General features: G+C 61.3%; 27 protein-coding genes and 1 tRNA gene. 13 read left to right on the top strand and 15 right to left on the bottom strand.

Features of this window, described 5'->3' with window-relative positions; all coding sequences use genetic code 11:
- Nucleotides 1–3: 3 nt before the first annotated feature.
- Nucleotides 4–324, bottom strand: coding sequence for a hypothetical protein (locus ACSQ3S_RS15775; RefSeq protein ID WP_436142955.1), 321 nt, complete (start codon nucleotides 322–324; stop codon nucleotides 4–6).
- A 236-nt stretch (nucleotides 325–560) separates the two neighbouring features.
- Between ACSQ3S_RS15775 and ACSQ3S_RS15770 the strand changes: the two genes are divergently transcribed.
- From ACSQ3S_RS15770 to ACSQ3S_RS15740, 7 genes are all read left to right on the top strand, one after another.
- A complete protein-coding gene (locus ACSQ3S_RS15770; RefSeq protein ID WP_436142954.1) occupies nucleotides 561–1607 on the top strand; it encodes a hypothetical protein in 1047 nt (348 codons plus the stop codon).
- A 389-nt stretch (nucleotides 1608–1996) separates the two neighbouring features.
- Complete coding sequence (locus ACSQ3S_RS15765) at nucleotides 1997–2278, top strand: hypothetical protein (protein WP_436142953.1); 282 nt, start codon at nucleotides 1997–1999, stop codon at nucleotides 2276–2278.
- Nucleotides 2268–2798: a hypothetical protein gene (locus ACSQ3S_RS15760; RefSeq protein WP_436142952.1), complete on the top strand. Its 531-nt coding sequence runs from the start codon at nucleotides 2268–2270 to the stop codon at nucleotides 2796–2798. The genes ACSQ3S_RS15765 and ACSQ3S_RS15760 overlap by 11 nt, the downstream gene beginning before the upstream one ends.
- A gap of 1 nt (nucleotide 2799) precedes the next feature.
- Nucleotides 2800–3372, top strand: a complete 573-nt coding sequence (locus ACSQ3S_RS15755) for an exonuclease domain-containing protein (protein WP_436142951.1) — start codon at nucleotides 2800–2802, stop codon at nucleotides 3370–3372.
- A 1-nt stretch (nucleotide 3373) separates the two neighbouring features.
- A complete protein-coding gene (locus ACSQ3S_RS15750) occupies nucleotides 3374–3880 on the top strand; it encodes a hypothetical protein (RefSeq protein ID WP_436142950.1) in 507 nt (168 codons plus the stop codon).
- Between the two features lie 76 nt (nucleotides 3881–3956).
- Complete coding sequence (locus ACSQ3S_RS15745) at nucleotides 3957–5108, top strand: DUF262 domain-containing protein (RefSeq protein ID WP_436142949.1); 1152 nt, start codon at nucleotides 3957–3959, stop codon at nucleotides 5106–5108.
- A 41-nt stretch (nucleotides 5109–5149) separates the two neighbouring features.
- On the top strand, nucleotides 5150–5818 hold the full coding sequence (locus ACSQ3S_RS15740) for a hypothetical protein (protein WP_436142948.1): 669 nt from the start codon (nucleotides 5150–5152) through the stop codon (nucleotides 5816–5818).
- Between the two features lie 102 nt (nucleotides 5819–5920).
- Here the strand turns inward: ACSQ3S_RS15740 and ACSQ3S_RS15735 are convergent, their stop codons facing one another.
- The 7 genes from ACSQ3S_RS15735 to ACSQ3S_RS15705 form a co-directional block, all read right to left on the bottom strand.
- A complete protein-coding gene (locus tag ACSQ3S_RS15735; protein WP_436142947.1) occupies nucleotides 5921–6316 on the bottom strand; it encodes a DUF1496 domain-containing protein in 396 nt (131 codons plus the stop codon).
- Nucleotides 6317–6679: 363 nt separating this feature from the next.
- Nucleotides 6680–7063 carry a hypothetical protein gene (locus ACSQ3S_RS15730; RefSeq protein ID WP_436142946.1) on the bottom strand — a complete coding sequence of 128 codons (384 nt, stop codon included), beginning with the start codon at nucleotides 7061–7063 and terminating at the stop codon, nucleotides 6680–6682.
- A gap of 3 nt (nucleotides 7064–7066) precedes the next feature.
- Nucleotides 7067–8086 (bottom strand): site-specific integrase, encoded by a 1020-nt coding sequence (locus ACSQ3S_RS15725; RefSeq protein ID WP_436142945.1) that lies wholly within the window; start codon nucleotides 8084–8086, stop codon nucleotides 7067–7069.
- A 111-nt stretch (nucleotides 8087–8197) separates the two neighbouring features.
- Nucleotides 8198–8272: transfer RNA gene (locus tag ACSQ3S_RS15720), tRNA-Val, on the bottom strand.
- A 60-nt stretch (nucleotides 8273–8332) separates the two neighbouring features.
- Entirely contained in the window at nucleotides 8333–9049 is a 717-nt protein-coding gene (gene dnaQ, locus ACSQ3S_RS15715; RefSeq protein WP_176650514.1) for a DNA polymerase III subunit epsilon, read from the bottom strand.
- Nucleotides 9050–9096: 47 nt separating this feature from the next.
- The gene (gene rnhA / locus ACSQ3S_RS15710; RefSeq protein ID WP_413447557.1) at nucleotides 9097–9537 is read right to left on the bottom strand and encodes a ribonuclease HI; all 441 of its coding nucleotides are present in this window, start codon (nucleotides 9535–9537) and stop codon (nucleotides 9097–9099) included.
- The gene (locus ACSQ3S_RS15705) at nucleotides 9530–10309 is read right to left on the bottom strand and encodes a class I SAM-dependent methyltransferase (protein ID WP_436142944.1); all 780 of its coding nucleotides are present in this window, start codon (nucleotides 10307–10309) and stop codon (nucleotides 9530–9532) included. Before ACSQ3S_RS15705 ends, rnhA begins: the two co-directional genes overlap by 8 nt.
- Before the next feature lie 20 nt (nucleotides 10310–10329).
- Between ACSQ3S_RS15705 and gloB the strand changes: the two genes are divergently transcribed.
- Complete coding sequence (gene gloB, locus ACSQ3S_RS15700) at nucleotides 10330–11136, top strand: hydroxyacylglutathione hydrolase (RefSeq protein WP_353398226.1); 807 nt, start codon at nucleotides 10330–10332, stop codon at nucleotides 11134–11136.
- Between the two features lie 118 nt (nucleotides 11137–11254).
- On the opposite strand, the gene aceB is transcribed toward gloB, so the two are convergent.
- Nucleotides 11255–12853, bottom strand: coding sequence for a malate synthase A (gene aceB / locus ACSQ3S_RS15695; RefSeq protein ID WP_436142943.1), 1599 nt, complete (start codon nucleotides 12851–12853; stop codon nucleotides 11255–11257).
- Nucleotides 12854–13067: 214 nt separating this feature from the next.
- Here aceB and ACSQ3S_RS15690 point away from each other — a divergent pair, with 214 nt between their 5' ends.
- Nucleotides 13068–13979: a LysR family transcriptional regulator gene (locus ACSQ3S_RS15690; protein ID WP_436142942.1), complete on the top strand. Its 912-nt coding sequence runs from the start codon at nucleotides 13068–13070 to the stop codon at nucleotides 13977–13979.
- Nucleotides 13980–14061: 82 nt separating this feature from the next.
- Here ACSQ3S_RS15690 and ACSQ3S_RS15685 read toward each other — a convergent pair whose 3' ends face one another.
- The 6 genes from ACSQ3S_RS15685 to ACSQ3S_RS15660 all read right to left on the bottom strand — a co-directional run bounded on the left by ACSQ3S_RS15685 (nucleotide 14062) and on the right by ACSQ3S_RS15660 (nucleotide 19073).
- On the bottom strand, nucleotides 14062–14265 hold the full coding sequence (locus tag ACSQ3S_RS15685; protein ID WP_008448165.1) for a cold-shock protein: 204 nt from the start codon (nucleotides 14263–14265) through the stop codon (nucleotides 14062–14064).
- Between the two features lie 301 nt (nucleotides 14266–14566).
- A complete protein-coding gene (locus ACSQ3S_RS15680; RefSeq protein ID WP_176650508.1) occupies nucleotides 14567–14920 on the bottom strand; it encodes an Hpt domain-containing protein in 354 nt (117 codons plus the stop codon).
- A gap of 5 nt (nucleotides 14921–14925) precedes the next feature.
- Nucleotides 14926–15576 (bottom strand): uracil phosphoribosyltransferase, encoded by a 651-nt coding sequence (upp, locus tag ACSQ3S_RS15675; protein ID WP_161009427.1) that lies wholly within the window; start codon nucleotides 15574–15576, stop codon nucleotides 14926–14928.
- A 38-nt stretch (nucleotides 15577–15614) separates the two neighbouring features.
- A complete protein-coding gene (locus ACSQ3S_RS15670) occupies nucleotides 15615–16196 on the bottom strand; it encodes a TetR family transcriptional regulator (RefSeq protein ID WP_176650507.1) in 582 nt (193 codons plus the stop codon).
- A 43-nt stretch (nucleotides 16197–16239) separates the two neighbouring features.
- Complete coding sequence (locus ACSQ3S_RS15665) at nucleotides 16240–17916, bottom strand: isovaleryl-CoA dehydrogenase (protein WP_436142941.1); 1677 nt, start codon at nucleotides 17914–17916, stop codon at nucleotides 16240–16242.
- Nucleotides 17913–19073, bottom strand: coding sequence for an acyl-CoA dehydrogenase family protein (locus ACSQ3S_RS15660; RefSeq protein WP_436142940.1), 1161 nt, complete (start codon nucleotides 19071–19073; stop codon nucleotides 17913–17915). The genes ACSQ3S_RS15665 and ACSQ3S_RS15660 overlap by 4 nt, the downstream gene beginning before the upstream one ends.
- Before the next feature lie 109 nt (nucleotides 19074–19182).
- Between ACSQ3S_RS15660 and ACSQ3S_RS15655 the strand changes: the two genes are divergently transcribed.
- From ACSQ3S_RS15655 to ACSQ3S_RS15640, 4 genes are all read left to right on the top strand, one after another.
- Nucleotides 19183–20385, top strand: a complete 1203-nt coding sequence (locus tag ACSQ3S_RS15655) for an acetyl-CoA C-acetyltransferase (protein ID WP_436142939.1) — start codon at nucleotides 19183–19185, stop codon at nucleotides 20383–20385.
- A gap of 11 nt (nucleotides 20386–20396) precedes the next feature.
- Nucleotides 20397–21686: an enoyl-CoA hydratase-related protein gene (locus tag ACSQ3S_RS15650; RefSeq protein WP_436142938.1), complete on the top strand. Its 1290-nt coding sequence runs from the start codon at nucleotides 20397–20399 to the stop codon at nucleotides 21684–21686.
- Nucleotides 21687–21850: 164 nt separating this feature from the next.
- Nucleotides 21851–23575 carry a putative bifunctional diguanylate cyclase/phosphodiesterase gene (locus tag ACSQ3S_RS15645; protein ID WP_176650502.1) on the top strand — a complete coding sequence of 575 codons (1725 nt, stop codon included), beginning with the start codon at nucleotides 21851–21853 and terminating at the stop codon, nucleotides 23573–23575.
- On the top strand, nucleotides 23575–25083 hold the full coding sequence (locus ACSQ3S_RS15640) for an HDOD domain-containing protein (RefSeq protein ID WP_176651234.1): 1509 nt from the start codon (nucleotides 23575–23577) through the stop codon (nucleotides 25081–25083). The genes ACSQ3S_RS15645 and ACSQ3S_RS15640 overlap by 1 nt, the downstream gene beginning before the upstream one ends.
- Nucleotides 25084–25086: the final 3 nt, after the last annotated feature.

Here is a 25086-nt window from a genome sequence, read left to right as displayed (position 1 = left end):
GTATTAGCGCTTGTGAAACCGACCAGTGGAGGAATTGTATTGAAAGCCTTTTTGTTCAAACGCGGCGACACGCGCCCGATCGAAGAGCTGTTCTGCAACGGCATCTTGAAGCAGAGGATGCTTCGGGTTTGCCTCGCGCAGAGCTGCACGCAGTTGGCGAACGTACTCCACGCTCACCTGGCGTTCGACACTCTCCGTCAAGAGCTTGGCCTTCAAATCTTGGGCAAAGCTGGCCCACTCACCGATGGCGCTATCAGCATCGCGACGGACTCCGCGCGCGCGAGCCATTCCCGCCCCAAGCCCCGACTGGTAATCGCTTCCCATATGACCTCCGAAATTGGCACTTCACCGGACATTATCACACTCAGTAAACGCGAGCAACGCCGCATTTTTCAAATGCGTCAATGTGACCCAAACGCCCTTTCCGCGCGCCGAGTCAATGTGACCCACGTGCTCGAATCGAGACATTAACTGACAGGGTCAGTTAATGTGCCCGGCGATGGGATCACGTAGTGATCGACGGGCATCCGAGCACAAGACTATCCACTTTGAGCACATCGATGAATCAATCCGAAAAAGAAAAAATCTTCGACACCATACGGAGAGCCCGTGCACTCAATATGGCGCTGAAACCGAGTACGGCGTCTTCGGCATCCAAAGCTCAATACGCGCAAGAATTTAGGCGACTGGTGGCCAAATGTACCACCAAGACACCCGTAGGCATGTTCGAGGTCATGCGCTCCACAAAATCGAAGAGAACGTGGTATCTGAGGCGCGCAGCCGCTCGCCATGTCATCCAGGAAGGGCTTATGTACACGTTACGGGAACAAGATCGTCACCAGGCAGCCGGCGACATGACCTCATGGGAAATGAGCGTTAAGAAGATCGACTTTCTGATCGGGCTGCACGCCACGCTTGAAAACCATGACAACAAATGCCCCATCACGTCCACGGCAAAAAAGCGGAGCAAGCGACAGATGCTGCACAAGCTCCCAGACGACTTTCGAGAACAGATGTATTCCGCCATGTCCAACTCGAAGTACCGCCTGGCAGTCCTCGCGGCAAGCTTATCCGGGGCACGCCCTCAAGAGCTCGAGTACGGAATCAGGATGGCCGAACGTGATGGGACGCTGACGCTGCACATAATCGGAGCAAAGGTAATCGAAGGCGGCGTTCAAGGCCAAGCGTGGCGGGAAATTGAATACTCGATTACAGACGACAATCCGCTGATCGCAGCAGCGCTCGCGGAACTCCGAAGCCATGGGCAAAATGAAATTCTTGTGTCGGTCTCCAGCAAAGACGCTTATACGGCCGCCCTTCGTCGAGTAGGCCGAGTACTTTGGACTCGCATGAAGTCAGAGACCACCGGGTACTGCTTGAGACACATGTTCTCATCGGATCTGAAAGCAGCAGGCCATTCGATCGAAGCGATCGCGATGGCCCTCGGGCACAGTGTCACTCGGACACAATCCCTGTATGGCCAGGCACAGATATCCACACGTGGCAGCGGAATGCTGAATCCCACAGCAGTTCGGGCTGCAGCACCTGTTAGGCAGACCAGGACTGCCCACCCTGGTCCAAAGGCGTCGCGACACCAGCGCAGGTAAAGGGTCACATTAACGCAGGTCGATTTCTTAAACAGGGTCACATTGACGCGAACTCCCTTTTATGAGTGGACGCGTTATCCAAATGCAGTCAATGTGACCCAGCTAAACTGGGTCACATTGACCTTGCTGGCAAAAAGACGAGTCAAGGTGACTCAAATCGTTGTAAACGGGCTCGGATCTCAGTATTATCTTTAGCACGAAGCACGCATAGTCGGATTTTTCGTCGCGACGATGTTGAGATGGGAAAACCAGATATTTTTGGGGGGGCAATCCTCTCTGTCTTACTGAGAATTGTCTTGCGTGCTCGGAGCTTCAAATAGTCGGCCATGCACAGCGGCGGCAACCACTGCGCATGGCCTTACCTTTGACAAGTAATGGAGGTACTGCCAATGGCTGCCGCAATTTTATCAACTCATTCGCTGGTTTCCCAATCCCTGGTCGAGGACCTTATCACCGAGGTCGCACCTCGCATGGAATTTGCCAAATCCAAGTCGTTCAAGCACATCTACGCCGTCCTGCAAGCGTCCGTGGATTGTGTGGCCGCAGCATACCGTGACCTGGCGAGCTTACCGGTCGTCATTGCAGCAGAGCGGCTGCGGGTTGCAGCCGCAGGAAAAGTCTGCCTGAGTGCGTTTGAACTGTTCCTAACCAATCTGGACAATGGAGACTGAGCACTTCACTGGCATTGGGCACTCTTCCGAGAGCCTGCAACGGGCCGCCCAGCTGCCGGAAGGTAGCTGGGTGCGGCTCGACGACTTGCTATTTTCGCTGCACGGGCTTGGCCCGCGTTACGCCCTGGTGCAAAACGCGACGGTCTACGGCCAGGCCCTATCCTATGCCATGCTCGATCTGCCTGGCACCGCTTATGACCTCATCACCGACCACGACGCGTCGCATGTGCTGGGCACGTTCGAGCAGTTGGCCGTCGCCGCCGGCGGCGCGCTGCGCGCCGCGCTCGATGCGGCTTTCAAGGCCGATCGACAAACGGGCGGCTTCGCCAGCAAGCAGCAAATGGCCCTTGCCCTGATCCGCGCCGCGGCCGATCGCGTCGACCACCTCGACCAGTTGGCCGTGCTGCGCACCGTGCGTTGGGCCAAGCGCTACGAGCTGCGAGCCGACTGGCTGGCCCGCCATCGCGTGGCGGCCTTCACGGCCGCGTTCATCGACTGGCGCGCATTGGGGTTCAACTGACATGCTGGCCAACATCCTGGTAATCGACCTTGAGGCGACGTGCGCCGACGACGGCAGCATCCCGCCGGAACTGATGGAAGTGCTGGAAGTGGGCGCGGTATGGGTTGCGCCAGATGGCCAGATCCTCGACCGCTTCCAGTCCTTCGTGCGCCCGATCGAGCGGCCGCAGCTGACGGACTTCTGCAAGCGTTTGCTGCCCCATATCGAGCAGGGCGCGATCAGCGCCGCGGCGACTTGGCCGGCCGTCGCCGCCAGGCTGGCCGAGTTCGCGCAGAGCCACCAGCAGCCGGGCAGTTGGTGGGGATCGTGGGGAGCCTTCGACCATAACCAGATCGAGCGCGAATCAGACCGCCACCGCACTGTGGATCCGCTGGCGGACCTGCCCCACGAAAATCTAAAGCGGAATTTCGCCAAGGCTCGCCGGCCGAAGATCAAGCAATGCGGCATGATCGCAGCTATGAAAATCTGTAACCTGGCGCCCGAAGGCCATCACCACCGCGCCCTTGACGACGCGTTCAATATCGCCCGGCTGCTGAAATTTTGCCCTCGCCTGCATTCGGCAGCGGAAGGCTGACATGCTGGTCTTCCTAGATACTGAGTTCACCACCCTGGCGCGTGTCGATCCCGAACTTATCAGCATTGGGATGGCAGCCGTAGGATCGAGTGACTTCTATGCCGAGCGAACCGACTACAGACGCGACGACACAAGCGAATTCGTGCGAACTGATGTCATCCCACTGTTGGGCAAAATACCTGGCGCGGCCTGTACGTCCGTTGAGCTGGCCAGCCGCTTGCGCCGCTGGTTTGATGCACTGCCCGAGCCTGCGACCATCATGTATGACTTCGTCATCGACTGGCAGCTGCTGCAGGCCGCTTTCGCCGGCGACTTGCCGCCCAATGTCGGCGCGCACCAGCTGGTCGATCATAAGATCTTCCGCACCGCCCCCTACAAGCTGGGCGAGGTGCTGACGTACTCGGCGGCCTGGCCACCGCATCACGCGCTGGCCGATGCGAAGGCTCTAAGAGAAGGCTTCTTACGGTGGCAAACGGCCATGTCCGGCCGTGTATGGAATAAGACTTGACATACTCCTGGTCATTGACATCGTCTACAATGTTGATCAACAGGCCCACTCACCGGCTTTTAGACAAGGAACCGAAGTGCAAACTGCCCCACAAGAAGAGCTTTTTGAACCAGTCTTTCCAACGGACCAGCAGGAAGAGGAGTCCGATCTTCAGAGTGACCAGATCAATTTCCGCGATGCCGTTATGCATACGGCAGACTGGACCGTAGGTACGCTTTACTCTCAGCTTCAAAAGGGAACCATTAATCTTGATCCAGGATTTCAACGCCGCCAGGCGTGGGATGACGTTCGCAAAAGCAGATTAATCGAATCCTTGATAGCCGGACTTCCCATTCCTAACATTGTGTTAGCAGAGAATAGCGAGCATCGCGGCCGATTCCTCGTCATTGATGGAAAGCAGCGACTGCTCACCATTCAAGATTTTCTCGATAATAAGCTGGTGCTGAAAGGTCTCGATTTGCGTCGAGACTTAGAGAATAAGACTTTCGAATCGCTTCCTGCGGATGATCGTGACTTTTTTGAGAATAATTCCATTCGATCAACTTTGATCAAGAACGTCCCAGACGCGGATTTTTTATATGTATTGTTTTTCCGACTAAATAGCGGAAGTCTTCAACTGTCGCCCCAAGAGCTGCGTCGAGCGCTAATCGGCGGAAATGCACTCTCTCAAATCGATAAATACATCGAGAATAGCATTTTCTTTGGGAAAGTATTCGGACCAGGCCTTGATCGCAGGATGCGTGACTCCGAACTAGTTCTTAGGTTCGTCGCATTTGATCGAGCCTACGCGTCCTATGACGGTGACCTAAAGAAATTTCTAGACTCTACAGTCGATTACTTTGAAAGGGGCGGCGTGGATGCCGAGAAAGAACTGTTCAGTCTCTTTGCTAAGCTGGATTGCGCCCTAAGTGCCACTATCGATATTTTTGCTAAGGATGCGTTCAAAAAATACTCTGCTGGAAAATATGAACGTCGAATCAATCGAGCTGTTTTTGACGTGATAACGCGCTTCTTTTCTGATGAGAAAATTGCAGATCTAGCGCGCCAAAACGCCTCCGCAATTGTCAATGCATTCAAGGAAGTATGCAGCATTCCGGAGTTCCGCTCCGCTATTGAAAAAACCACTAAATCAAATGAGGCAACGACGAACCGAACGAACATTTGGGGGACGCGCTTGGCCGCCGTTTTGGGAATGACCTACGAAGCAAACGCCGCTCGGATTCAATAGATATGGCCGCGTGCCCGTTCTTTAGCCACTTGGCGGCCCGCGTGCCGATCTTGGAACAAAAATTTCTAGCTGCGCAGCTAGCCGCAGAGCTAGCTGATCCATTTTCCTTCACGCCGGATACAGACTTGTTAGCGGCATTTCGCCTTCTTGTTCATGCTGAGATTGAGGATTTTCTTGAGCGGAAGGGTCGAGCAGACCTCGACAGTATGGCAAGACTATTTGCTAGTCAAAATCCGATCACGCCCACGATCTGGGCATACCAATTAGCAAATCATTTCGGCATGACACTGCCTCACGAGTGTCCATTCAATGATGGTAGATTCAGGTCGGCGGTGGATGCAGTAATAAAGCGGGCGCGCGAAACGCTGGCCGACAACAACGGAATTAAGACTACGATCTATTTGATTGTCTGCCTGATAAGCGGCTACAGTATCGAAAAAGTCGACCATTCCTTGGCAGCCGCGCTTTCGGCCTTTGGGGAAGCTCGCGGGGATGTCGCCCACAAGAGCACCAACCGAGTTACTACGATTCGCGCACCATCAGCGGAAAAGAAGGATGTGGACGACATCATGAAAGGCTTGGCCCAGTTTTTCTTTCCAGTGCCGGCCGCGCCAATAATCGCAATTCCTCCGTCTACCGGCACCGGCGCGCCGGTACCAATAGCGGAGACACCCGCTGTGGGAGTGGCAGCAACTGCGCCGCCCCCCTAAGTGCTCCATGTCGAACTAGCCAAGGTTTTAGGGGATACCTTTTATCATGCGGACCGGGGCGGTCTTGGCATCACGCACAGGACGATGCTATCAGCTAGCCATTCAGTTCTTATCGCTTTTCTTGAAGGCGATGTCGTTCTGCTTTGCTTCGGCTTCCATCAAGGCAATCCGAGCCTGAATGAGCTGCGTTTGCAGTCGTGCCCTTTCGATCTCTTGATATAGGATCGCTAACCCTGGCTTTTCTTGAGCAGTCCACATGAATTCAGCCGGCCGCGTGTCGTCGCGAGTACCATTAATAACGGAGGTTACTCGACCCCGCGTGCACACCATCCCGCTCTGTACCCAACCTTCCGAATACTTTTGGTCTTGATACAAGCAATATCGCTGGCTCCCAGCCGTCGAAGTGGCGTTTCCACTTGGAACTTCAGCATACGCACTACTTGCGCTGACCGCAAAGCCAGTTGACATGGCTGCAACAAACATGATCTTGAATTTCATCCTATCCTCTTCTCTTAAACAGAAATTGCTTAACGGGCGCATCCATCAAGCATTCTTGCCCAAATGCATGTCTTTGTCCATTGCTATCACGAACACATAGCAAGTAGAACATTTTCCGAGACTCAGGTTGCTGTGCTGCTTCATGTCGCCAGTGCGCCTTGCCCCCAACTTAGTTGCACGACTTTACTTCGATCGTTTTGCCGACACGCTTCACTATCTGGATGCTCCTCCGTATCGGAGAAGCCGGTGCGGGCGATTGGAGTCCGGGCGAAGGCCCGGATGCCCGAAGGGCACCCGCACGCATCGTGGGCGCATGTAGGAGCGCTTTGGCCGGTCGTCCCGGCCAGCGACGATGCGATCCGCTCACATGCGCGGGTGCACCTGAAGCTGATCGTCATGTCCCAGTCCCTCAAGGTGACGCTGCAGTCGCTCCCATGCTGCCAGTAAGAACGATTGATTCAAAGGCGCGAGGAATAGCGGAGTATCCACCCAAGACGCTACACCGTCAGCATCCCACCCTGACTCGAATAATCTGAAATCCAGGTCGTCACCGACGCCCTTTTCGTCAACGAGTTCGTAATAGGAATCGAGGTTGTAAAATGAGACGTCATCTGTCGGGCAACCGTACAACGTTCCGATCAGTCGCGAAATCTTGAGCGCGGCACTTTGGCGATCAGTGGCTTCGACAAACACGGCCGTGTCGTATGGCCAGTCGCAATAGGCGCGGAAAAGCGAGGTCTTATTCATTGCTCACCCCAGCTTCCGAGCCAAGTCCTTGGCGCGCGGATGGTAGTACCGCTTCAGCATGGACAAGGTCTTGTGGCCGGTCACTGCGGAGAGCTCAAGTACATTGTCGAGCTTCTCAGCCATGCGGCTGGTGCCCTCGTGACGAAGGTCGTGAAAGTGGAGATTCTTAATGCCGGCACGATCAGCCGCACGCACGAACGCCTTTTTGACCGCGTCTGCGGTGGTCTGGAATACCTTTCCGGGAACCGTATCTTGAGGAAGCCCTTTCAAGACATCGTGGGCCTTTTTCGATAAAGGGACATCACGAGACTCGCCATTCTTCGTGTCATGGAGCCGCACGAATCGATCCTCTAGGAAGACATCGTCCCAGTGCAATGATAGAATTTCGCTGCGGCGCATTGCCGTCTCGATCGCCAATACAACCAATGGGTAAATCCAGGGATTTCTCGTCCCGCCTTCTTCGTAATAACCGTTTGCGCAGCGTGTGCTAGGCTCCAATTCGGAAAGTAGGCGCTGCTCCTCGGATGCCGACAGGCGACGATTGCGCCCCCGGCTCTCCGGCGGCCGACGAATCATCGAGACGGGGTTTTCCACGTTGATGCCCCATTCTTTGCGGGCAACGTTGATCACGTGGCTGATCAGGCCCAGATCCCGGTTGGTGGTTGACCCCGAAACCACTTTCATACGGCGGTCACGCCACTCCGCGAGCACCTTGCCTGTCAATGCTGCGACCTTGTACTGAGAAATGGGATCGCGTTGCAAGGCTCGTAGCCTGTAGCTTTCCGACGAGGCACCCTTTTTTGATCCGGACACATCGCGAAGATACCTATCGAAGAGGTCGCCGAGCGTATTGCGCTCCGCCTCGGAGCGATCCATAAAGACGCCACGAACCATTTCCGCTTCGATCACGGTAGCCCATTCACGGGCCGAGGTTTTATCTGGGAAGGTTTCTGAAACGGTAGGCCAGCCCTTGCGTCGGATCTGGACTTCTACTCGGTTACCACGTTGACGAATCGTTGCCACTTTCACTCCATGCCACTGAACATGTGGCAATTTTGTGGCAAACAGTACGATTCAATAAGGACAGATACTGAGGATGCGCTTGAATACGCAATGAAATCAATACCTTGAAACTGGTGGGAAGTGCAAGTTTCGAACTTGCGACCCCTGCAGTGTGAATGCAGTGCTCTACCCCTGAGCTAACCTCCCGAAGCGGGGCGAATTATCGCACACAACCTCCCGCCATGGGAAGGGCCCGCGCGAAAATTGTCAGGCGGCAGCCTGTGGCGCCACCGTCGCGGTCCAGATGCACTGGCCTTTGACCGCCTTGTCCAGTCCGGCGAGCGTGGCGGCATGCGCTTCCAGCTCCTCGTCCGAGGCCGGCAGGAAGATGATGTCGGCCATCGGCACCGGCTCCAGCAGCGCGCCGCCGACCACCACCTCCTCTTCCGCATCCATGCCCAGGCTGTTCTGCCCGCGCGTCATCGACAGGTAGACGTCGGCCAGCAGCTCGGCATCGAGCAGCGCGCCGTGCAGCTTGCGGTGCGAGTTCGACACGCCGTAGCGGTCGCACAACGCGTCCAGCGAGTTGCGCTTGCCGGGATGGAGTTCCTTGGCATGCACCAGCGTGTCGATCACGCCGCCGATATGGCTGGAAAAGTCCGGCAGGTTCAGCAGCTTGAATTCGTGGTTCAGGAAGCCCAGGTCGAACGGCGCGTTGTGGATGATGACCTCGGCACCCTGGATATAAGTGCGCAGCTGTTCGACGATCTCGTGGAATTTCGGCTTGTCGCTCAGGAACTCGGTGGTCAGGCCGTGGACGTTGAGCGCGCCCTCTTCCGAGTCGCGTTCCGGATTGATGTAGACGTGGAAGTTATTCCCCGTCAGCATGCGGTTGTTCAGCTCGACGCAGCCGATCTCAATGATGCGGTTGCCCAGCTTGGGGTTGATACCGGTGGTTTCGGTATCGAGTACGATTTGGCGCATAGTGTTCTGTGATGAGTCTGATCGTGGAGTATAACAGGCGATACCGGTCACCGGCCCCGGGCCAGCTCGACGCCGCGATTGGCCAGCATGTCGGCGCGCTCGTTGCCGGGATGGCCGTTGTGGCCGCGCACCCAGCGCCATTCGACGGTGTGCATCGCCTGCGCGGCGTCCAGCGCCCGCCACAGGTCTTCGTTCTTGACCGGCTCCTTGGCCGCCGTCTTCCAGCCGCGCGCCTTCCAGCCGTGGATCCATTCGCTGATGCCCTTTTGTACATACTGGCTGTCGGTGTGCAGCGTGACCATGCACGGACGCTTGAGCGCGTTGAGCGCCTCGATCACCGCCTGCAATTCCATGCGGTTGTTGGTGGTGTCGCGGGCGCCGCCGCAAATCTCTTTTTCAGCGCCCTCGGCCACCAGGAACGCGCCCCAGCCGCCGAGTCCGGGATTGCCCTTGCAGGCGCCGTCCGTAAAAATTTCTACCTTATCCATCCTGCTGTTCCCGCCTTTTATTTGTTGCCGGCACGACCGCGGGGGCCGATGCCGTTTTTTTGGTCCAAGCCGGACCGATCAGATGCATGCCCTTCACGCGCTTGATCGCCTGCACAATGTAGACACCGCCGAAATACGGCCACCAGCGCGGTCCGGCATTATCCATGAAGGCGTAGCGGTGCAGCCATTTTTCTGTGCGGCAGGCCGGCGCGTAGCAGCCGAAATGACTCTGGCTGGCGCCCATGTTCAATAATTTTAACCAGTCTTTCATGCGCGGCATAGAGATCAGCTCCTCGGTGCGCGGCAGGAACGAGGTGCCGCCGACGCGCCGCAGCACGTGGCGCGCGCCCCACAGGCTGGCCGGATTGAAGCCGCAGATGATGAGCTGCCCTTCCGGAATCAGCACGCGCTCGACTTCGCGCAGCACCTGGTGCGGATCGGTGGAGAATTCCAGCACATGCGGCAGCACCACCAGGTCGATCGATTGCGAGGCGAACGGCAACTCGGTGTAGTCCAGCGTCAGCGTCACCGGACGCAGACCATCGTTTTCCGCGGCGCGCACCTTGCGGTCGGCCAGCAGCTTGTACGGCATGCGGCTGGCGGCCAGTGCATCGATTTGAGGCATGCCGATCTGCACCGCGTTGTATCCAAAGATATCGGCTGTTAAATTATCGAGACAGCTTTGTTCCCACGCACGCAAGTAGACGCCGGCGGGCGTTTGCAGCCAGCCTTCCAGCGCTATAATGGATTTCTCAGATCCTGCCTTGTCCATGCCTAGCCTTTTGCGATCCAATGACCAACTCTTCTACTCAAACTCTCAGTGTTCTTACTGTTCCTGCGTTCCACGACAATTACCTGTGGCTGATACATGATGGTGTCCACGCCGCAGCGGTCGACCCCGGTGATGCCAAGCCTATCCTGGCGGCCCTCAAGGCCAACGGACTCAAGCTCACCGCCATTCTACTCACCCATCACCATGCTGACCATATTGGCGGCGTTCCTGAATTATTACAGCATTATCAGGTTCCCGTTTTCGGCCCGCGCAACGAGAGCATCGCCGCCGTCACGCTGCCGGTCGGCGAAGGCAAACTGATCGACGTGCCCGGCCTGGCGCTGAAGCTGTCGGTGCTCGACGTCCCCGGCCATACGATGGGCCACATCGCCTACCTGCGCGAACGCGCCGACGGTGAGCCGATCTGGCTGTTCTGCGGCGATACGCTGTTCGCCGGCGGCTGCGGACGCCTGTTCGAGGGCACGCCGGCACAGATGATCAGTTCGCTCGGCAAACTGGCCGCGCTGCCGGATGATACCAAGGTATTCTGCGCCCACGAATATACGCTGTCCAATCTGCGCTTCGCGCGCGTGGTGGAGCCCGATAACGTGGCGCTGCAGGAGCGCGTCAAGGTGGAGACCGACAAGCGCGAGCACAACCTGCCCACGGTGCCGAGTACGATAGGTGTGGAAAAAGCCACCAATCCGTTCCTGCGCTACCGCGAGCCGGCGATTGCCGAACAATTGGTCAAGGCCGGCAAGCTCGATCGCATCGATACGCCGCTCGCGACCTTCACCGCGCTGCGTTTGTGGAAAAATGACTTCTGAGAGGCCGCGTCATTCCCGCGAAAGCGGGAATCCATACCGAGTGCGCACTGCCGCTTCAGCATGGATCCCCGCTTTCGCGGGGAGTCATGGCGCCCAGTGGGCGCAATGACGAGAGACTTTAAATTTCTTCGTACAGAGGCAAGGTCAGGAACTCCGCGAACGATGCCGAGGTCGACATCTCCTCGAAGATCTGGCCGGCGCGCACGTAGGTCGGGCCGTCGCCGCCCGGCGCGTCGCGCTGCACTTTCGCCAGTTCTTCAGGAATCATCGCGCGCACCATGTCGGCGGTGACCTTGCGGCCGTCTTCCAGCACGCCCTTGTCCGAACGGATCCACTGCCACACTTGCGAACGGCTGATTTCCGCCGTGGCCGCATCTTCCATCAGGTTGTGGATAGGCACGCAACCGTTGCCGGCCAGCCAGCTGCCCAGGTAGTGGATGCCGACGTTGATGTTGTAACGCAGGCCCGCTTCGGTGATCGGCGCTTCCGGCTTGAAGTCCATCAGCTGCGCGGCCGTCACTTCAACGTCGGGACGCTGCTTGTCGATCTGGTTGGGCTTGTCGCCCAGCACCTTGGTGAACTCGGTCATCGCCAGCTCCACCAGGCCAGGGTGGGCCACCCAGCCGCCGTCGTAGCCGTCGGTCGCATCGCGCGCCTTGTCGGTGCGCACGCCGCCCATCGCGATATCGTTCTTCTCCGGATCGTTCTTGATCGGAATCAGCGCGGCCATGCCGCCGATCGCCGGCGCGTTGCGCTTGTGGCAGGTCTTCAGCAGCAGCAAGGCGTAGGCGCGCATGAACGGCGCGGTCATCGTCACCTTGGCGCGGTCGGCCAGGCAGAAATCCTTGTCCAGCTTGAACTTCTTGATGCACGAGAAGATGTAGTCCCAACGGCCGGCGTTCAGGCCCGAGCTGTGTTCGCGCAGTTCGTACAGGATCTCGTCCATCTCGAACGCGGCCAGGATGGTTTCGATCAGCACGGTGGCCTTGATGGTGCCCTGCGGCAGGCCCAGCTCGTTTTGCGTCATCACGAAGATGTCGTTCCACAGGCGCGCTTCCAGGTGCGATTCCATCTTCGGCAGGTAGAAGTATGGACCGGCGCCGCGCGCCAGTTGTTCCTTGGCGTTGTGGAACATGAACAGCGCGAAGTCGAAGATGCCGCCCGAGATGCGCTTGCCGTCGACCAGCACGTGCTTTTCATCCAGGTGCCAGCCGCGCGGACGCACGACCAGCGTGGCGATCTTGTCGTTCAGCTTGTAGGACTTGCCGTTCTGTTCCAGCGAAATGGTGCGGCGCACGGCGTCGAACATATTGATCTGGCCGGTGATCTGGTTGTCCCAGTTCGGCGTGTTCGAATCTTCGAAGTCGGTCATGTAGCTGTCGGCGCCCGAGTTGAAGGCGTTGATGACCATCTTGCGCTCGACCGGGCCGGTGATTTCCACGCGGCGGCATTCCAGCGCCTTCGGAATCGGCGCGATCTTCCAGTCGCCGGCGCGGATGTGCGCGGTTTCCGGCAGGAAGTCGGGACGCTCGCCGGCGTCCAGGCGCTTGGCGCGCTCGACGCGCACGGCCAGCAATTGTTGACGGCGCGCTTCAAATTCGCGGGTCAGCTTGACCACCAGCGACAATGCCTCGGTGGTCAGGATGTTTTCGTAGCCAGGCTTGATCTCGCCTGTGATTTCCATGCCTGCCGGCAGAGTGATGGTGGACTGCGTCATGAGGTATCTCCGAAAAAAATATTAACTGCCAGATCATTAACTACCAGATCAAATTATAAGCACTGCCCATCATGTTGCACGCCGAATCTTTTAGTGTGACGACTCGGTTACGCCTTGATATGTTTTACAGTATATTCACTAATAAGTTATGCAAACGAGACTAAAAATCACATCATCTATGCGTTTTTATCACAAATAACGGGTCAGGCACCACATGGGTCAGTTCAGACAGATATCCACCTTCGTCGAGGTCGTTTCAAAAGGCAGCCTGTCGGCCGCCGCCAGGGCCGAAGGCATCGCGCCGGCCATGATAGGCCGGCGGCTGGACGCGCTGGAGAGCCGCCTGGGCGTCAAGCTGCTGCAACGCACCACGCGCAAGCTGGCGCTGACCAACGAGGGCGCGGCCTTCCTGGAGGATTGCCAGCGCATCCTGGCGGAACTGGAGGAAGCGGAAACCGCCGTGGCCGAACGTAGCGCGCACGCGACAGGTCACCTGATGATTTCCGCGCCGGCCGGCTTCGGCCGCCAGCACGTGGCGCCGCTGATCCCGTCTTTCCTGTCCGAGCACCGCGACGTCAGCGTCACGCTGAACATGAGCGACCGCGTGGTGGACATCGTCGGCGAAGGCATCGACGTGGCGATCCGCATCGCCAGCCTGTCCGATTCCAACCTGGTCAGCGTCAAGCTGGCCGACAACGAACGGGTGGTGGTGGCGGCGCCCTCCTACCTCAGGCGCCACGGCGAGCCGAAAACCCTGGCCGACCTGGCCAAGCACAACTGCCTGGCGATCAGCAGCGAAGGCAGCCAGCGCGGCTGGACCTTCCGCGAGAACGGCAAGAACCTGGTGCTGAAGGTCAACGGCAACATGGCCAGCAACGACGGCCAGGTGCTGCACGACTGGGCGCTGGCCGGCAAGGGCCTGGCGTGGCGTTCGATGTGGGAAGTGGGCAACGAGATCGAGGCGGGCAAGCTGCAGACCGTGCTCAACGAACACTCGGCGCCGGGCAACGATATTTACGCGGTGTTTGCGCAGCGCCGGCATTTGCCGCTGCGGATACGCGCTTTTGTGGATTTCCTGCGGCACACTTATGCGCAGCCGGACTATTGGCGCAAGACGGGGAAATGAGCGAAGGGAAACAATTACAAAAACGCAGGCGAAAAAAAATCCTCGGATACCGAGGATTTCTTATTTCGTTTGATTCAGCGTATTACAGTGGCTGAATGTTCGAAGCTTGCTTGCCCTTAGGACCAGCGGTCACTTCAAAAGAAACGCGTTGGTTCTCTTGCAGCGACTTGAAGCCTGCGGACTGAATCGCCGAGAAGTGAGCGAACAGATCTTCGCCGCCTTCGTCAGGGGTGATAAAGCCGAAGCCCTTCGAATCATTGAACCATTTTACGATACCAGTTGCCATTACAATTCCTATTTCAGTTAAGTTGGGCTTGCGCCCGTGATATCGTTTGAGGCAAGAAAGAAATGACAGACAAACTGCACTACTCTTGAATCTAAACGATCCCGCATTATACCCATTTACGAGAGAAAAGCACGTCTTCGCGAAAATAAATGCAAAGACAGGCTTTTTTTGGTAGAAAACCTCGGCTACAGATGACTTTCTGTAGCTTAAGACTCCCCGTCAAGCCTCTCGTCGGTCAGGGTGTGAATGTCACTATAGACAACTAAATGATAGCGGGTTTGAGCTGGATCAAGCGCACGCCTTACTCGTAAGTCGTGGAACGCGGATCTTTGGCGGCCCAGCGCAGGAATTGCTCTACTTCCGGTATCACGGCCGGCCATCCGGAATGCTCGGATAAAACAACACGCAGCATCTGCTCGATGCGCCGCGCCTGCTGTCCCAGCATGCCGAAACCGAAGGTGCCGGCCGATCCCGCCACGCCGTGCAGCAGCTCATGCAGCCGATGCAGCGCGGCATCCGGCGGCAGGTCGCCGCCGGCCCTGCATTCGGCGAAGGCCTGGCCGATCTTTTCCATCGTCGCAGGGACGGTGGCGGCGAACTTGTCGTTGAGCGCCGCCAGGCGGGCGCGGAATTCCGGATCGGCAGGCGTGGCCATGGCGGTTACTTGGTGCCGAAGATGCGGTCGCCGGCATCGCCCAGGCCAGGCACGATGTAGGCATGGTCGTTCAGGTGCGAATCCAGCGAGGCGCAGTAGATCTTCACGCCCGGATGCGATTTCTGGAACACTTCGATGCCTTCCGGCGCCGCCACCAGGGCCAGGAAGATGATCTGATCGTCGGTGACGCCGCGCTTTTTCAGCACGTCCACCGCGTGCACGGCCGAATTGCCGGTCGCCACCATCGGATCGCACAGGATGAAGGTGCGCTCAACCGTGTCCGGCAGGCGCACCAGGTATTCCACCGGCTGGTGGGTTTCCGGATCGCGGAACACGCCGATATGGCCGACGCGGGCCGACGGCACCAGGTCCAGCAGGCCGTCGCTCATGCCGATGCCGGCGCGCAGGATGGGAACGATGGCCAGTTTGCGGCCGGCGATGACCGGCGCGTCGATGGTCATCAGCGGGGTTTCGATGGTGCGGGTGGTCAGCGGCAGGTCGCGGGTGATCTCGTAACCCATCAGCAGCGTGATTTCCTTGAGCAGGTCGCGGAACGTGCGGGTCGACGTATCCTTGGCGCGCATGTGACTCAATTTGTGTTGAATCAGCGGGTGGTCTGTGATGAACAGGTTGGGAAAGCGCGGATCTTGTTTCATTGTTTGCTCTTTTTGGACGGTATGTGCTTTTTATTATACTAGGCCTCCGGGCCTAAAAACATGGCGACGGCCTCCGCCGCTATCTGGTCCAGGTCCGATCCCTGCCCCGGTTTGTACCACAGCACGCTGTAGTTGATGGCGCCCATCAACAGCAGCCGGGCGACGGCGCTGTCGCTGCGCAGCAGGCCGGCGCCGGACAATTCGTTGACCACGTCCTGCCACAGCTGGTCGTAGCGGTCGCGCAGCACCTGCACGCGCGCGCGCAGCTCCGGCGTCAGCCGGCGCCAGTCGTACAGCAGCACGGGGATGAAGTCGTGGCCTTCGCCGAGCACGATCTCCAGATGCGCCCGCACCAGCGCCTGGAACTTGGCGCGCGGCGGCAGGCTGGCGGCGACGATTTGCTCGGCGGCCGGCAGGCCCGCCACCAGGCCCTCCTCCATCACCGCGGCCAGGATTTCCTGCTTGCTCTTGAAGTGATAAAACGGACTGCCGGAGCGCATGCCGACGGCGTCGGCGATATCGCGCGTGGTGGTGCCGTCGAAGCCGTTCTCGCGGAACAGGCGCGCGGCCACGCGCACCAGGTCGGCGCGGCGGTTGTCGACAGGGACTGTGTTCGTCATGGATACCTTGTGCTCAGTTATTCAACCCGCTTATTCGACCCGCCTATTCAACCAGCGCCCGGGCCAGGATCGCCGCGCAATCGACGCCGGCCGGCAGCCGGCCGAACGCCCCGCCCGGCTCGCGCGCCAGCCGCGACGCCACAAACGCCGACGACACATATGACGGCGCATGCCGCAGCAGCAAACCGGCCTGCACCGCCAGCACGACCCGCTCGGCCAGCACCCGCGCGCCGAACTCGTCGGACTGCGGCTGGCTCAGATCGGCCAGCAGGGCTTGCGTGGTGCGGACGTAGTCGGCGTCGGACTCGCCGGCCAATGCGAGCTCTGCGGCCAATGCCTCGCGCGCGGCAGGAGTTTTGCCGAAGGCGCGCAACAAGTCAAGGCACATGACGTTGCCCGAACCCTCCCAGATCGAATTGACCGGCAGTTCGCGGTACAGCCGCGCCAGCGGGCCGTCCTCGACATAGCCGCTGCCGCCGATGACCTCCATCGCCTCGGCGCCGAAGGCCGGCCCGCGCTTGCAGATCCAGTATTTGCCGGCCGGCGTCAGGATGCGGCCCAGCAGCGCCTGCGCCGGGTCGCCGCCCTGGTCGAAGCAGCGCGCCAGCCGCATGCCGAACGCGGTGGCCGCTTCCGATTCCAGCGCCAGGTCGGCCAGCACGTTCCGCATTAGCGGCTGCTCGGACAGCGGCCGGCCGAACGCCGACCGGCCGCGCGCGTGATGCAGGGCGTGCGTCAGCGCGGCGCGCATGGTGCCTGCGCTGCCCAGCACGCAATCGAGCCGGGTGTGGCTGCCCATCTCCAGGATGGTCGGGATGCCGCGCCCCGGCTTGCCGATCAGCCAGCCGTAGGCGCCGGTGAACTCGACTTCCGACGACGCGTTCGAGCGGTTGCCCAGCTTGTCCTTGAGCCGCTGCACGCGGATCTGGTTGCGGCTGCCGTCGGGCAGGTAGCGCGGCAGGAAGAAACACGACAGGCCGGCGCTGCCCCCATCGTCGGTCTGCGCCAGGATCAGGTGGGCGTCGCTCTGCGGTGCGGAAAAAAACCATTTGTGGCCGACGATGCGGTACACGTCCTCGCCCTCGTCGCCGAACAGCGCGCGCGCATCGGACGGCGGCAGCGGTTCGGCGCGGGTGGTGTTGGCGCGCACGTCGGAACCGCCCTGCTTCTCCGTCATGCCCATGCCGATGATGGCGCCGCACTTTTGCTCGACCGGCAGCGAACGCGGATCGTATTGCGACGACAGTATCTTCGGCAGCCATTTGGCGGCGATCTTCGGCGCCTGCTTCAGCGCCGGCACCGACGCGTAGGTCATGGTGACCGGGCACTGCGAGCCATTTTCCAGTTGCCCGAACAGCATGTAGCGCGCGGCCCGCGCCACCTGCGCGCCCGGCTGGCCCGACCACGGCGACGCGGCCGCGCCGTTCTCGATCAGCAGCGTCATCAGTGCATGCCAGGCCGGGTGGAACTCCACCTCGTCGATGCGCTGGCCGCCGCGGTCGAAGTTGTGCAGCCTCGGCGTGTGCAGATTGGCCAGCCGCGCCAGGTCCAGCGTCTCCGCGCGGCCAAGTTCGGCGCCCAGCGCGTGCAGCGATTCCGCGGCGGCCGCGCCGCCTTCGCGCAGCAACGCTTCCTGCAGGGCGGGATCGGCGGCATACAGATTGACGTTCTCGAACGGCGCGACCGTGTTGCTGACCTCATGCGTATCAAACGTATTCATTGCTTCTCCTTTTTCGGCAGGATGCCCATTTGCTTGGCGATGATGCCCAGCATGATCTCGTCCGAGCCGCCGGCGATGGACGTCAGCCGGCCGTCGCGGAACAGGCGCGCCACGCGGTTGTCCCAGCTGTAGCCCATGCCGCCCCAGAACTGCATGCAGGCGTCGGGCACCAGCCGCAGCAGCCGGCCCGCCTTCAGCTTGCACATCGAGGCCAGTTCCGTCACGTCCTGCCCGCTAATATATAGCTGTCCGGCCCGGTAGGTCAGCGCGCGCAGGCTCTCCACTTCCGTCTTCAATTCCGCCAGCTTGAAATACACATGCTGATTATCCAGCAGCCGGCCGCCGAACATCGCACGATCGCGCGCCCATTCCACCGTCAGGTTGATGCAGTTCTCCAGGCTCTGCACCGCGTTGGCGGCGGCCCACAGCCGCTCCTCCTGGAACTGCAGCATCTGGTAGACGAAGCCCTGCCCCTCCTCGCCGATGGCGTGGCGTTGCGGCACGCGCACTTCGTCTAAATAGATCAGGCCGGTGTCCGACGCGTTCATGCCGATCTTGCGGATCTTCTTGCCGGTTGAAACGCCGGGCGTGTTCATCGGCACCATCACCAGCGTCTTGTTCTTGTGCGCCGGTCCGTCCGAGGTATTGACCAGCACGCACATCCAGTCCGCCTGCAGGCTGTTGGTGATCCACATCTTGCTGCCGTTGATGATGTAGTCGCCGCCATCCTTGCGCGCGTGGGTCTTGATGGCCGCCACGTCCGAGCCGGCATGCGCCTCCGACACGCCAACGCAGCCCACCATCTCGCCGCTGATGGCCGGCGCCAGGAATTCGCGCCGCAGCGCGTCCGAGCCGAACCGCGCCAGCGCCGGCGTGCACATGTCAGTCTGCACGCCGATCGCCATCGGGATCGCGCCGCAATCGACGTGGCCCAAGGTCTCGGCCATCGCCATCGAATACGAATAATCGAGGCCGAGGCCGCCGAATTCGGGCGGCTTGGTGAGTCCGAGCAAACCGAGGTCGCCCATTTTGCGGAACAATGCATGGGCGGGGAAGATTCCCGCCTCCTCCCACTCATCGACATGGGGATTGATTTCCGTCTCGATGAAGCGCTTGAGAGTGCGCTGTAATTCCTGATGTTCGTGGCTGTCAAACATGCTGGCCCCTTATTTTAGGGGACCAGACTAGCGCAAATAACAACACGAAGCAAGCAGTTGCTTTGTTGGCCATCGCGTTCTATGATGGTCGTCTAGACAAGGAGTATCCATGACCGAAGCCTATGTGTACGAGGCCATCCGCACGCCGCGCGGCAAGGGCAAGAAAGACGGCAGCCTGCACAGCGTCAAGCCGATCACGCTGCTGTCGGGCCTGATGCAGGAGCTGCAACACCGCCACAAGCTCGACACCGCGCTGATCGACGACGTCGTGCTTGGCTGCGTGACGCCGGTCGGCGACCAGGGCGCGGACATCGCCAAGACCGCCGCGCTGGCCGCCGGCTGGGACTGGAAGGTGGCCGGCGTGCAACTGAACCGCTTTTGCGCCTCCGGCCTGGAGGCGGTCAACCTGGCCGCGCAGAAAGTGCGTTCCGGCTGGGAAGATCTGGTGGTGGCCGGCGGCGTCGAATCGATGTCGCGCGTGCCCATGGGCTCGGACGGCGGCGCCTGGGCGCTGGATCCGGAAACCAGCTTGCGCACCGATTTCTTGCCGCAAGGCATAGGCGCCGACCTGATCGCCATGCTGGACGGCTACAGCCGCGAGCAGGTCGACGCCTACGCCATGCGCTCGCAGCTGAAGGCCGCCGCCGCGCGCGCCGCCGGCCGCTTCCGCTCGGTGGTGCCGGTGCGCGACCAGAACGGCGTGCTAATCCTGGCCGAGGACGAATTCATCAAACCGAACACCACCGTCGAGGCGCTGGGCGGCCTGAAGCCGTCGTTCGAGGCGGCCGGCAGGATGGGCTTCGACGCGCTGGCGCTGCGCAAATATCCCCAGCTCGAGCGCGTCGACCATATCCATACCGCCGGCAACTCCTCTGGCATTGTGGACGGCGCGGCACTGGCGCTGATCGGCAGCAAGGCCGCCGGCAGCCGGCTGGGCCTGCGGCCGCGCGCGCGCGTGCTGGCCACCGCCGTCACCGGCACCGACCCGACCATCATGCTGACCGGTCCCGCGCCGGCGGCCCGCAAGGCGCTGCTCAAGGCCGGACTGGAGATCAAGGACATCGACCTGTTCGAGGTCAACGAGGCGTTTGCCTCGGTGGTCATGCGCTTCATGAGCGAGCTGGGCGTGCCGGAGGAAAAGGTCAACGTCAACGGCGGCGCCATCGCGCTCGGCCATCCGCTGGGCGCCACCGGCTGCATGCTGCTCGGCACCCTGCTGGACGAACTGGAGGCGCGCGACCTCAGGCGCGGCCTGGTCACCCTGTGCGTGGGCGGCGGCATGGGCATCGCCACCATCATCGAACGCGTTTGAATGGAATGAGCATGATCACCACACATCAAAACGGCGGCACCATCACCGTCATGCTGGCCGCGCGCGCCATCAACCCGCTGAGCCGACTGTTCCAGCGCGAACTGGGCGCGCTGATCGACAAGCTGGAGGCGCAGCGCACCCAGCTGCACGGCGTCATCATCGGCTTCCATTCCGAGGCGGCCGACGCCGACCACGAGCTGGAACACCTGATGGCGCTGACCACCGCCCAGGCCGGCGACTGCATGCACATGCTGGGCGCCTACAACGCCCTGCTGCGCCGGCTGGAAACCCTGGGCATACCGGTGATCGCCACGCTGAGCGGAGCGGTCACCGGTCATGCGCTGGGGCTGGCGCTGGCCTGCCATCGCCGCATCAGCCTGGAAGAAGCGACTTTCAGCCTGCCGCAGGTACACCTGGGCATGACGCCGGTGGCCGGCGAGATCGCCCGCGCCGCGCGCCTGGCCGGGCTGCAGGCCGCCATGCCGCTGTTGCTGGAGGGAGCGACGCTGAGCGCCGGCCAGGCGCAAAAAGCCGGCCTGCTGCACGCGGTGGCCGGCGACGAGGAACACATGGCGGAACTGGTCCACCACGCGCTGGAGGCCGATATGCCGGCGCTGCAGCCGTGGGATGCGAAAGCCTGGCGCCTGCCCGGCGGCGAGCTCGATTCGGCGCCGGTGCTGGCCCTGCTGCAGGTGGCGCCGGCCATGCTGCGCGAGCGCACCGGCGGCCACGCGCCCGCGCCGGAAGCCATCCTGTGCGCGATGGTGGAAGGCCTGCAAGTCGATTTCGACACCGCGTTGCTGATCGAGAGCCGCTATTTCTGCCAGACCGCGATCAGCCCGGTGGCGCGCAACCTGATGCGCTTGAGCCAGATCAGGTGCGACCTGGCGTCGCCAACGGCGGCAGCGTTTGCCGCCACGCTGCGGCAGACATACGCCGGCCAGACCGATGCGCTGCGCGCCGAAGGCGTGTCCGAGACGCTGCTGCGCAACGCCGCGCGCGCCGCCGGCCTGCCCCCGCCACCCGCCGCCAGCCCCGCGGCGGCGCCGAACGCCGACGCCCCCGCCCCGGCGCCAGCGTTCGACGACATCCGCGACCGGCTGCTGTACGCGCTGGCCAATGCGACGCACGCAGCTGTCGACGCCGGCGACGTCGACAGCGACGAGGCCGACCTGGTGTCGGTGCGCCTGTGCGGTTTTCCGGCACATACCGGGGGCGCCGCGCATTTTGTCGAATATGTCGGAAAAGACAGCTTTGTAAAGCGCTCCGCAGCCCTCAAAATGCCCCCTTTTTTGCTATGAAATGCCGTTTTTCGGCCCAAGCTTGGAGAATTCTTTAAAAGTCGCAAGGATGTTGTCTTTTTTCATGTAATTTCACTCTCATCAGTGATACATTGCGTTCTGGTTTTGCAAGATTCGAGCAGCCCAATTGTTACATGCTTAAATTGAAAGATTAGATCCTCGCGATGTTTTCCAGTATTCCAGACCAGCCTCACCGTTACGATGTGGATAACCTCCTGGAGGAGGCTGGCGATGTTGTGTTCCGCCTGAATCTGCTGGGGCAAGTGCTGTTCGCCAGCAAACGGGCCATCGCGCTGATCTCCAGCCAGCATCCGCTGACCAGCGGGCTCCTGGCCACCCTGCTGTCCGAGGGCGACCAGGCGCCGCTGGCGGCCGTGCTGGCCGAAGTGCACGAGTCGGGCGGCACGCGCCTGCTGGAAGTACGCATCAAGACTCCGGATGCCGAAGTCTGGCACGAACTGCGCGTGGCCTGCTACGCCAATCCCGCCGGCGCCGCCGAACTGCTGATCGTCGGCCGCGACATGACCCAGCAGCACACCACCGAGGAACGGCTGCGCCACATGGCCACCCACGACGCGCTGACCGAGCTGCCGAACCGACTGCTGCTGTCGGACCGCATGCGCATGGTGATCGCCAACGCGCGCCGCTCGGGCCAGGGCTTCTCCGTGGCCACCATCGGCCTGGACGGCTTCAAGAAAGTCAACGACGGCCTCGGCCATCCGGTCGGCGACGCCGTGCTGCGCACGGCCGCCGCCCGCCTGCGCAAGACGCTGCGCGACAGCGACACCCTGGCTCGCGTGGGCGGCGACGAATTTGTCGCGGTCCTGCCTGGAACCGCTACCGATGCCCAGATCAAGCTGGTCACCGGCCGCCTGATCGCCACCTTGCAGTCGCCGTTTGAAATCGACAGCCACACGATCTACGTCGGCGCCTCGGTCGGCGTCTCGGTCTACCCGCAGCACGCCGAGGACGAGGTGCGCCTGGTGGCGCTGGCCGACGCCGCCATGTCGCGCGCCAAGGAAACCGGCAAGGCGCGCTGCGTGGTCTACAGCCAGTCGCAGTCCGGCCCGCCCGAGCACGACATCTCGCTGGAGGCGGCCATGTTCCAGGCCGTGCGCGAGGGCGAGTTCCTGCTGTACTACCAGCCCATCGTCGACGCCAGGACGCGCGAGATCCAGGGCTTCGAAACGCTGATGCGCTGGAAGCACCCGACCCTGGGCATGGTGCCGCCGGCCCGCTTCATCCCGATCGCCGAGACCAACGGCCTGATCAACCTGCTGGGGGCGTGGGCGCTGAAGGCCGCCTGCGTGCAGCTCAAGCAGTTCGAGGAGGTGGCAAAGCGCAGCCTGTACATCTCTGTTAATATCAGCCCGCGGCAATTCCGCAACGATAAATTTCTCGACGTGCTGGACGACGCGATCGCCTTCTCCGGCCTACTTGGTGAGCAATTGGTATTGGAAATCACAGAAGGCACACTGATGATCGATCCGGCGCATGCCGAGTCCCTGCTGACCAAGATGGCCGAGCGCAACGCCCGCATCGCCATCGACGACTTCGGCACCGGCTACTCGTCGCTGGCCTACCTGAAGCGCTTCCCGATTTCCGTGCTCAAGATCGACCGCACCTTCATCCGCGACCTGCCCGATTCGCAAAAGGACGGCGCCATCTGCAACGCCGTGCTGGACCTGGCCAAGCACCTGGACCTGTCCGTCGTGGCCGAGGGCGTCGAGACCGAGGAGCAGCTGCAATACCTGGACCAGCGCGGCTGCCAGTACATCCAGGGTTATCTCACCGGCAAGCCGATGGCGGCCAATGTCGCCATGGCGGCGCTCAAGGAAAGCATCCACGTCAAAGTGGTGCCAGCCGAACTGCGACAGGTGGCGCAATGATGCAAGCCGCTTTCGAGACCAGCTCGCCGCTGGGCGGACAAACGCTGTCCCAGTTGTGGGATTGCACGCGCCGCCGCGGCGACATGCCGGGCTTCGCCAAGGCCATCACCGCCATCCTCGGCGCCATGCGCGGCGAGGACGAGCAGGAATTCAACATGACCCGCACCGTGCTGTCCGATCCGGTGCTGACGCAAAAAGTGCTGCGGCTGGCCAACAGCGGCATGTATTCGGCCTTCGGCCAGCATGTGAACACGGTGTCGAAGGCGGTGCTGGTGCTGGGCACCGAGGCCATCGGCCACCTGGCGCTGGGCCTGAAACTGATCGAGGAACTGGCCGCCGACTCGAACGACGCCACCATCGCCCACGTTGAAATGGAAAAGGCCGTGCTGGCCGGCATCGTCGCGCAGCAGATCGCCTACACCGCCGAAAGCCGCCACGGCGAGGAAGCCGTGGTGTGCTCGATGCTGCACACGCTGGGCCGCATGATGCTGACCTTTTACATGCCCGAGCGCTGGACCGAGCTGCAACGCATGGCCGACGACGCCGGCCGCCGCGTCGAGGACCTGGCGCCGGAGTCGCTGGGCCTGAGCCTGGAGGAAGTCGGCCACGCGGCCGCGCTGCACTGGGGCCTGCCGCACAGCCTGATCTCCGGCATGCGCCACCTGCCGCCGCCGGAGCCGGGCGCCGAAGTCAGCGCGTCGGACTGGATCGCCGGCCTGTCGACGATGTCGGCGCTGTGCGCCGAATCGCTGTGGCACGACGATGCCGCCGGCGCCGAGGCGGTCAAGGCGCTGACCGAGTCCTACGCCGGCATGCTGGGCGTGGAGCCGGGCAACCTGATGCACGCCATCGAGCAGGCCAAGGTGGTGGCCGCCAACGACCTGACCATCGCCCCGCTGTCGCGCCCGGCCGAACGGCGCGCCAAGGCGCTGGCCAAGACGCGCCAGCGCGCGGCCGGCAACAAGATCCTGCTCAGCGGCCTGGCCGACATGCGCGACGTGCTCGACTCGGCCAGCCCCGGCCAGATGGTGCAGATCGCGCTGGAGACGGTCTACAAGGGCCTGGATTTCTCGCGCGCCGTGGCCTTCGTGCGCAACCGCAAGGAAAACCAGTACGCGGCCAAGATCAGCTTTGGCGACGGCACGCGGGAATTGCTGCCGGCGATGACCTTCGACGACGCCTACGAGCCGAACGTGTTCCATGCCGCGCTCAACAGCGACCGCGTGATCTTCATCGAGAACGCCCGCGACGCCAAGTTTGCCGCCAAGCTGCCGCTGTGGTGGAAGAGCTCGCTATCCGAGGCGCGCAGCTTCGTCATCCTGCCGCTGTCGTCGAACGGCCAGCCGGCCGGCTTCCTGTACGGTGACTGGGACGATTCCTTCCCGCCCATCCAGCTCAGCCAGACCGAGTTCTCGCTGCTCAACGACATGCGCGCCATCGTGGTGCGCTCGGTCGAGCGCCGCCACCAGACCGAGGTCGGAAGCAAGGCGGTGGCCAGCCGGGGCTAGCCG

Origin of the sequence: Duganella sp. LjRoot269, assembly GCF_964254095.1 — a bacterium.
Lineage (GTDB): Bacteria > Pseudomonadota > Gammaproteobacteria > Burkholderiales > Burkholderiaceae_D > Rugamonas > Rugamonas hordei.
This window is presented reverse-complemented; position numbering and strand designations above follow the sequence as displayed.

Bases quoted from the DNA above. Each gene is read 5' to 3' on its own strand.
- ACSQ3S_RS15775 (WP_436142955.1), bottom strand. From the start codon at position 324: ATGGGAAGCGATTACCAGTCGGGGCTTGGGGCGGGAATGGCTCGCGCG.
- ACSQ3S_RS15770 (WP_436142954.1), top strand. From the start codon at position 561: ATGAATCAATCCGAAAAAGAAAAAATCTTCGACACCATACGGAGAGCC.
- ACSQ3S_RS15765 (WP_436142953.1), top strand. From the start codon at position 1,997: ATGGCTGCCGCAATTTTATCAACTCATTCGCTGGTTTCCCAATCCCTG.
- ACSQ3S_RS15760 (WP_436142952.1), top strand. From the start codon at position 2,268: ATGGAGACTGAGCACTTCACTGGCATTGGGCACTCTTCCGAGAGCCTG.
- ACSQ3S_RS15755 (WP_436142951.1), top strand. From the start codon at position 2,800: ATGCTGGCCAACATCCTGGTAATCGACCTTGAGGCGACGTGCGCCGAC.
- ACSQ3S_RS15750 (WP_436142950.1), top strand. From the start codon at position 3,374: ATGCTGGTCTTCCTAGATACTGAGTTCACCACCCTGGCGCGTGTCGAT.
- ACSQ3S_RS15735 (WP_436142947.1), bottom strand. From the start codon at position 6,316: ATGAAATTCAAGATCATGTTTGTTGCAGCCATGTCAACTGGCTTTGCG.
- ACSQ3S_RS15730 (WP_436142946.1), bottom strand. From the start codon at position 7,063: ATGAATAAGACCTCGCTTTTCCGCGCCTATTGCGACTGGCCATACGAC.
- dnaQ (WP_176650514.1), bottom strand. From the start codon at position 9,049: ATGCGCCAAATCGTACTCGATACCGAAACCACCGGTATCAACCCCAAG.
- rnhA (WP_413447557.1), bottom strand. From the start codon at position 9,537: ATGGATAAGGTAGAAATTTTTACGGACGGCGCCTGCAAGGGCAATCCC.
- ACSQ3S_RS15705 (WP_436142944.1), bottom strand. From the start codon at position 10,309: ATGGACAAGGCAGGATCTGAGAAATCCATTATAGCGCTGGAAGGCTGG.
- gloB (WP_353398226.1), top strand. From the start codon at position 10,330: ATGACCAACTCTTCTACTCAAACTCTCAGTGTTCTTACTGTTCCTGCG.
- aceB (WP_436142943.1), bottom strand. From the start codon at position 12,853: ATGACGCAGTCCACCATCACTCTGCCGGCAGGCATGGAAATCACAGGC.
- ACSQ3S_RS15690 (WP_436142942.1), top strand. From the start codon at position 13,068: ATGGGTCAGTTCAGACAGATATCCACCTTCGTCGAGGTCGTTTCAAAA.
- ACSQ3S_RS15685 (WP_008448165.1), bottom strand. From the start codon at position 14,265: ATGGCAACTGGTATCGTAAAATGGTTCAATGATTCGAAGGGCTTCGGC.
- ACSQ3S_RS15680 (WP_176650508.1), bottom strand. From the start codon at position 14,920: ATGGCCACGCCTGCCGATCCGGAATTCCGCGCCCGCCTGGCGGCGCTC.
- upp (WP_161009427.1), bottom strand. From the start codon at position 15,576: ATGAAACAAGATCCGCGCTTTCCCAACCTGTTCATCACAGACCACCCG.
- ACSQ3S_RS15670 (WP_176650507.1), bottom strand. From the start codon at position 16,196: ATGACGAACACAGTCCCTGTCGACAACCGCCGCGCCGACCTGGTGCGC.
- ACSQ3S_RS15665 (WP_436142941.1), bottom strand. From the start codon at position 17,916: ATGAATACGTTTGATACGCATGAGGTCAGCAACACGGTCGCGCCGTTC.
- ACSQ3S_RS15660 (WP_436142940.1), bottom strand. From the start codon at position 19,073: ATGTTTGACAGCCACGAACATCAGGAATTACAGCGCACTCTCAAGCGC.
- ACSQ3S_RS15655 (WP_436142939.1), top strand. From the start codon at position 19,183: ATGACCGAAGCCTATGTGTACGAGGCCATCCGCACGCCGCGCGGCAAG.
- ACSQ3S_RS15650 (WP_436142938.1), top strand. From the start codon at position 20,397: ATGATCACCACACATCAAAACGGCGGCACCATCACCGTCATGCTGGCC.
- ACSQ3S_RS15645 (WP_176650502.1), top strand. From the start codon at position 21,851: ATGTTTTCCAGTATTCCAGACCAGCCTCACCGTTACGATGTGGATAAC.
- ACSQ3S_RS15640 (WP_176651234.1), top strand. From the start codon at position 23,575: ATGCAAGCCGCTTTCGAGACCAGCTCGCCGCTGGGCGGACAAACGCTG.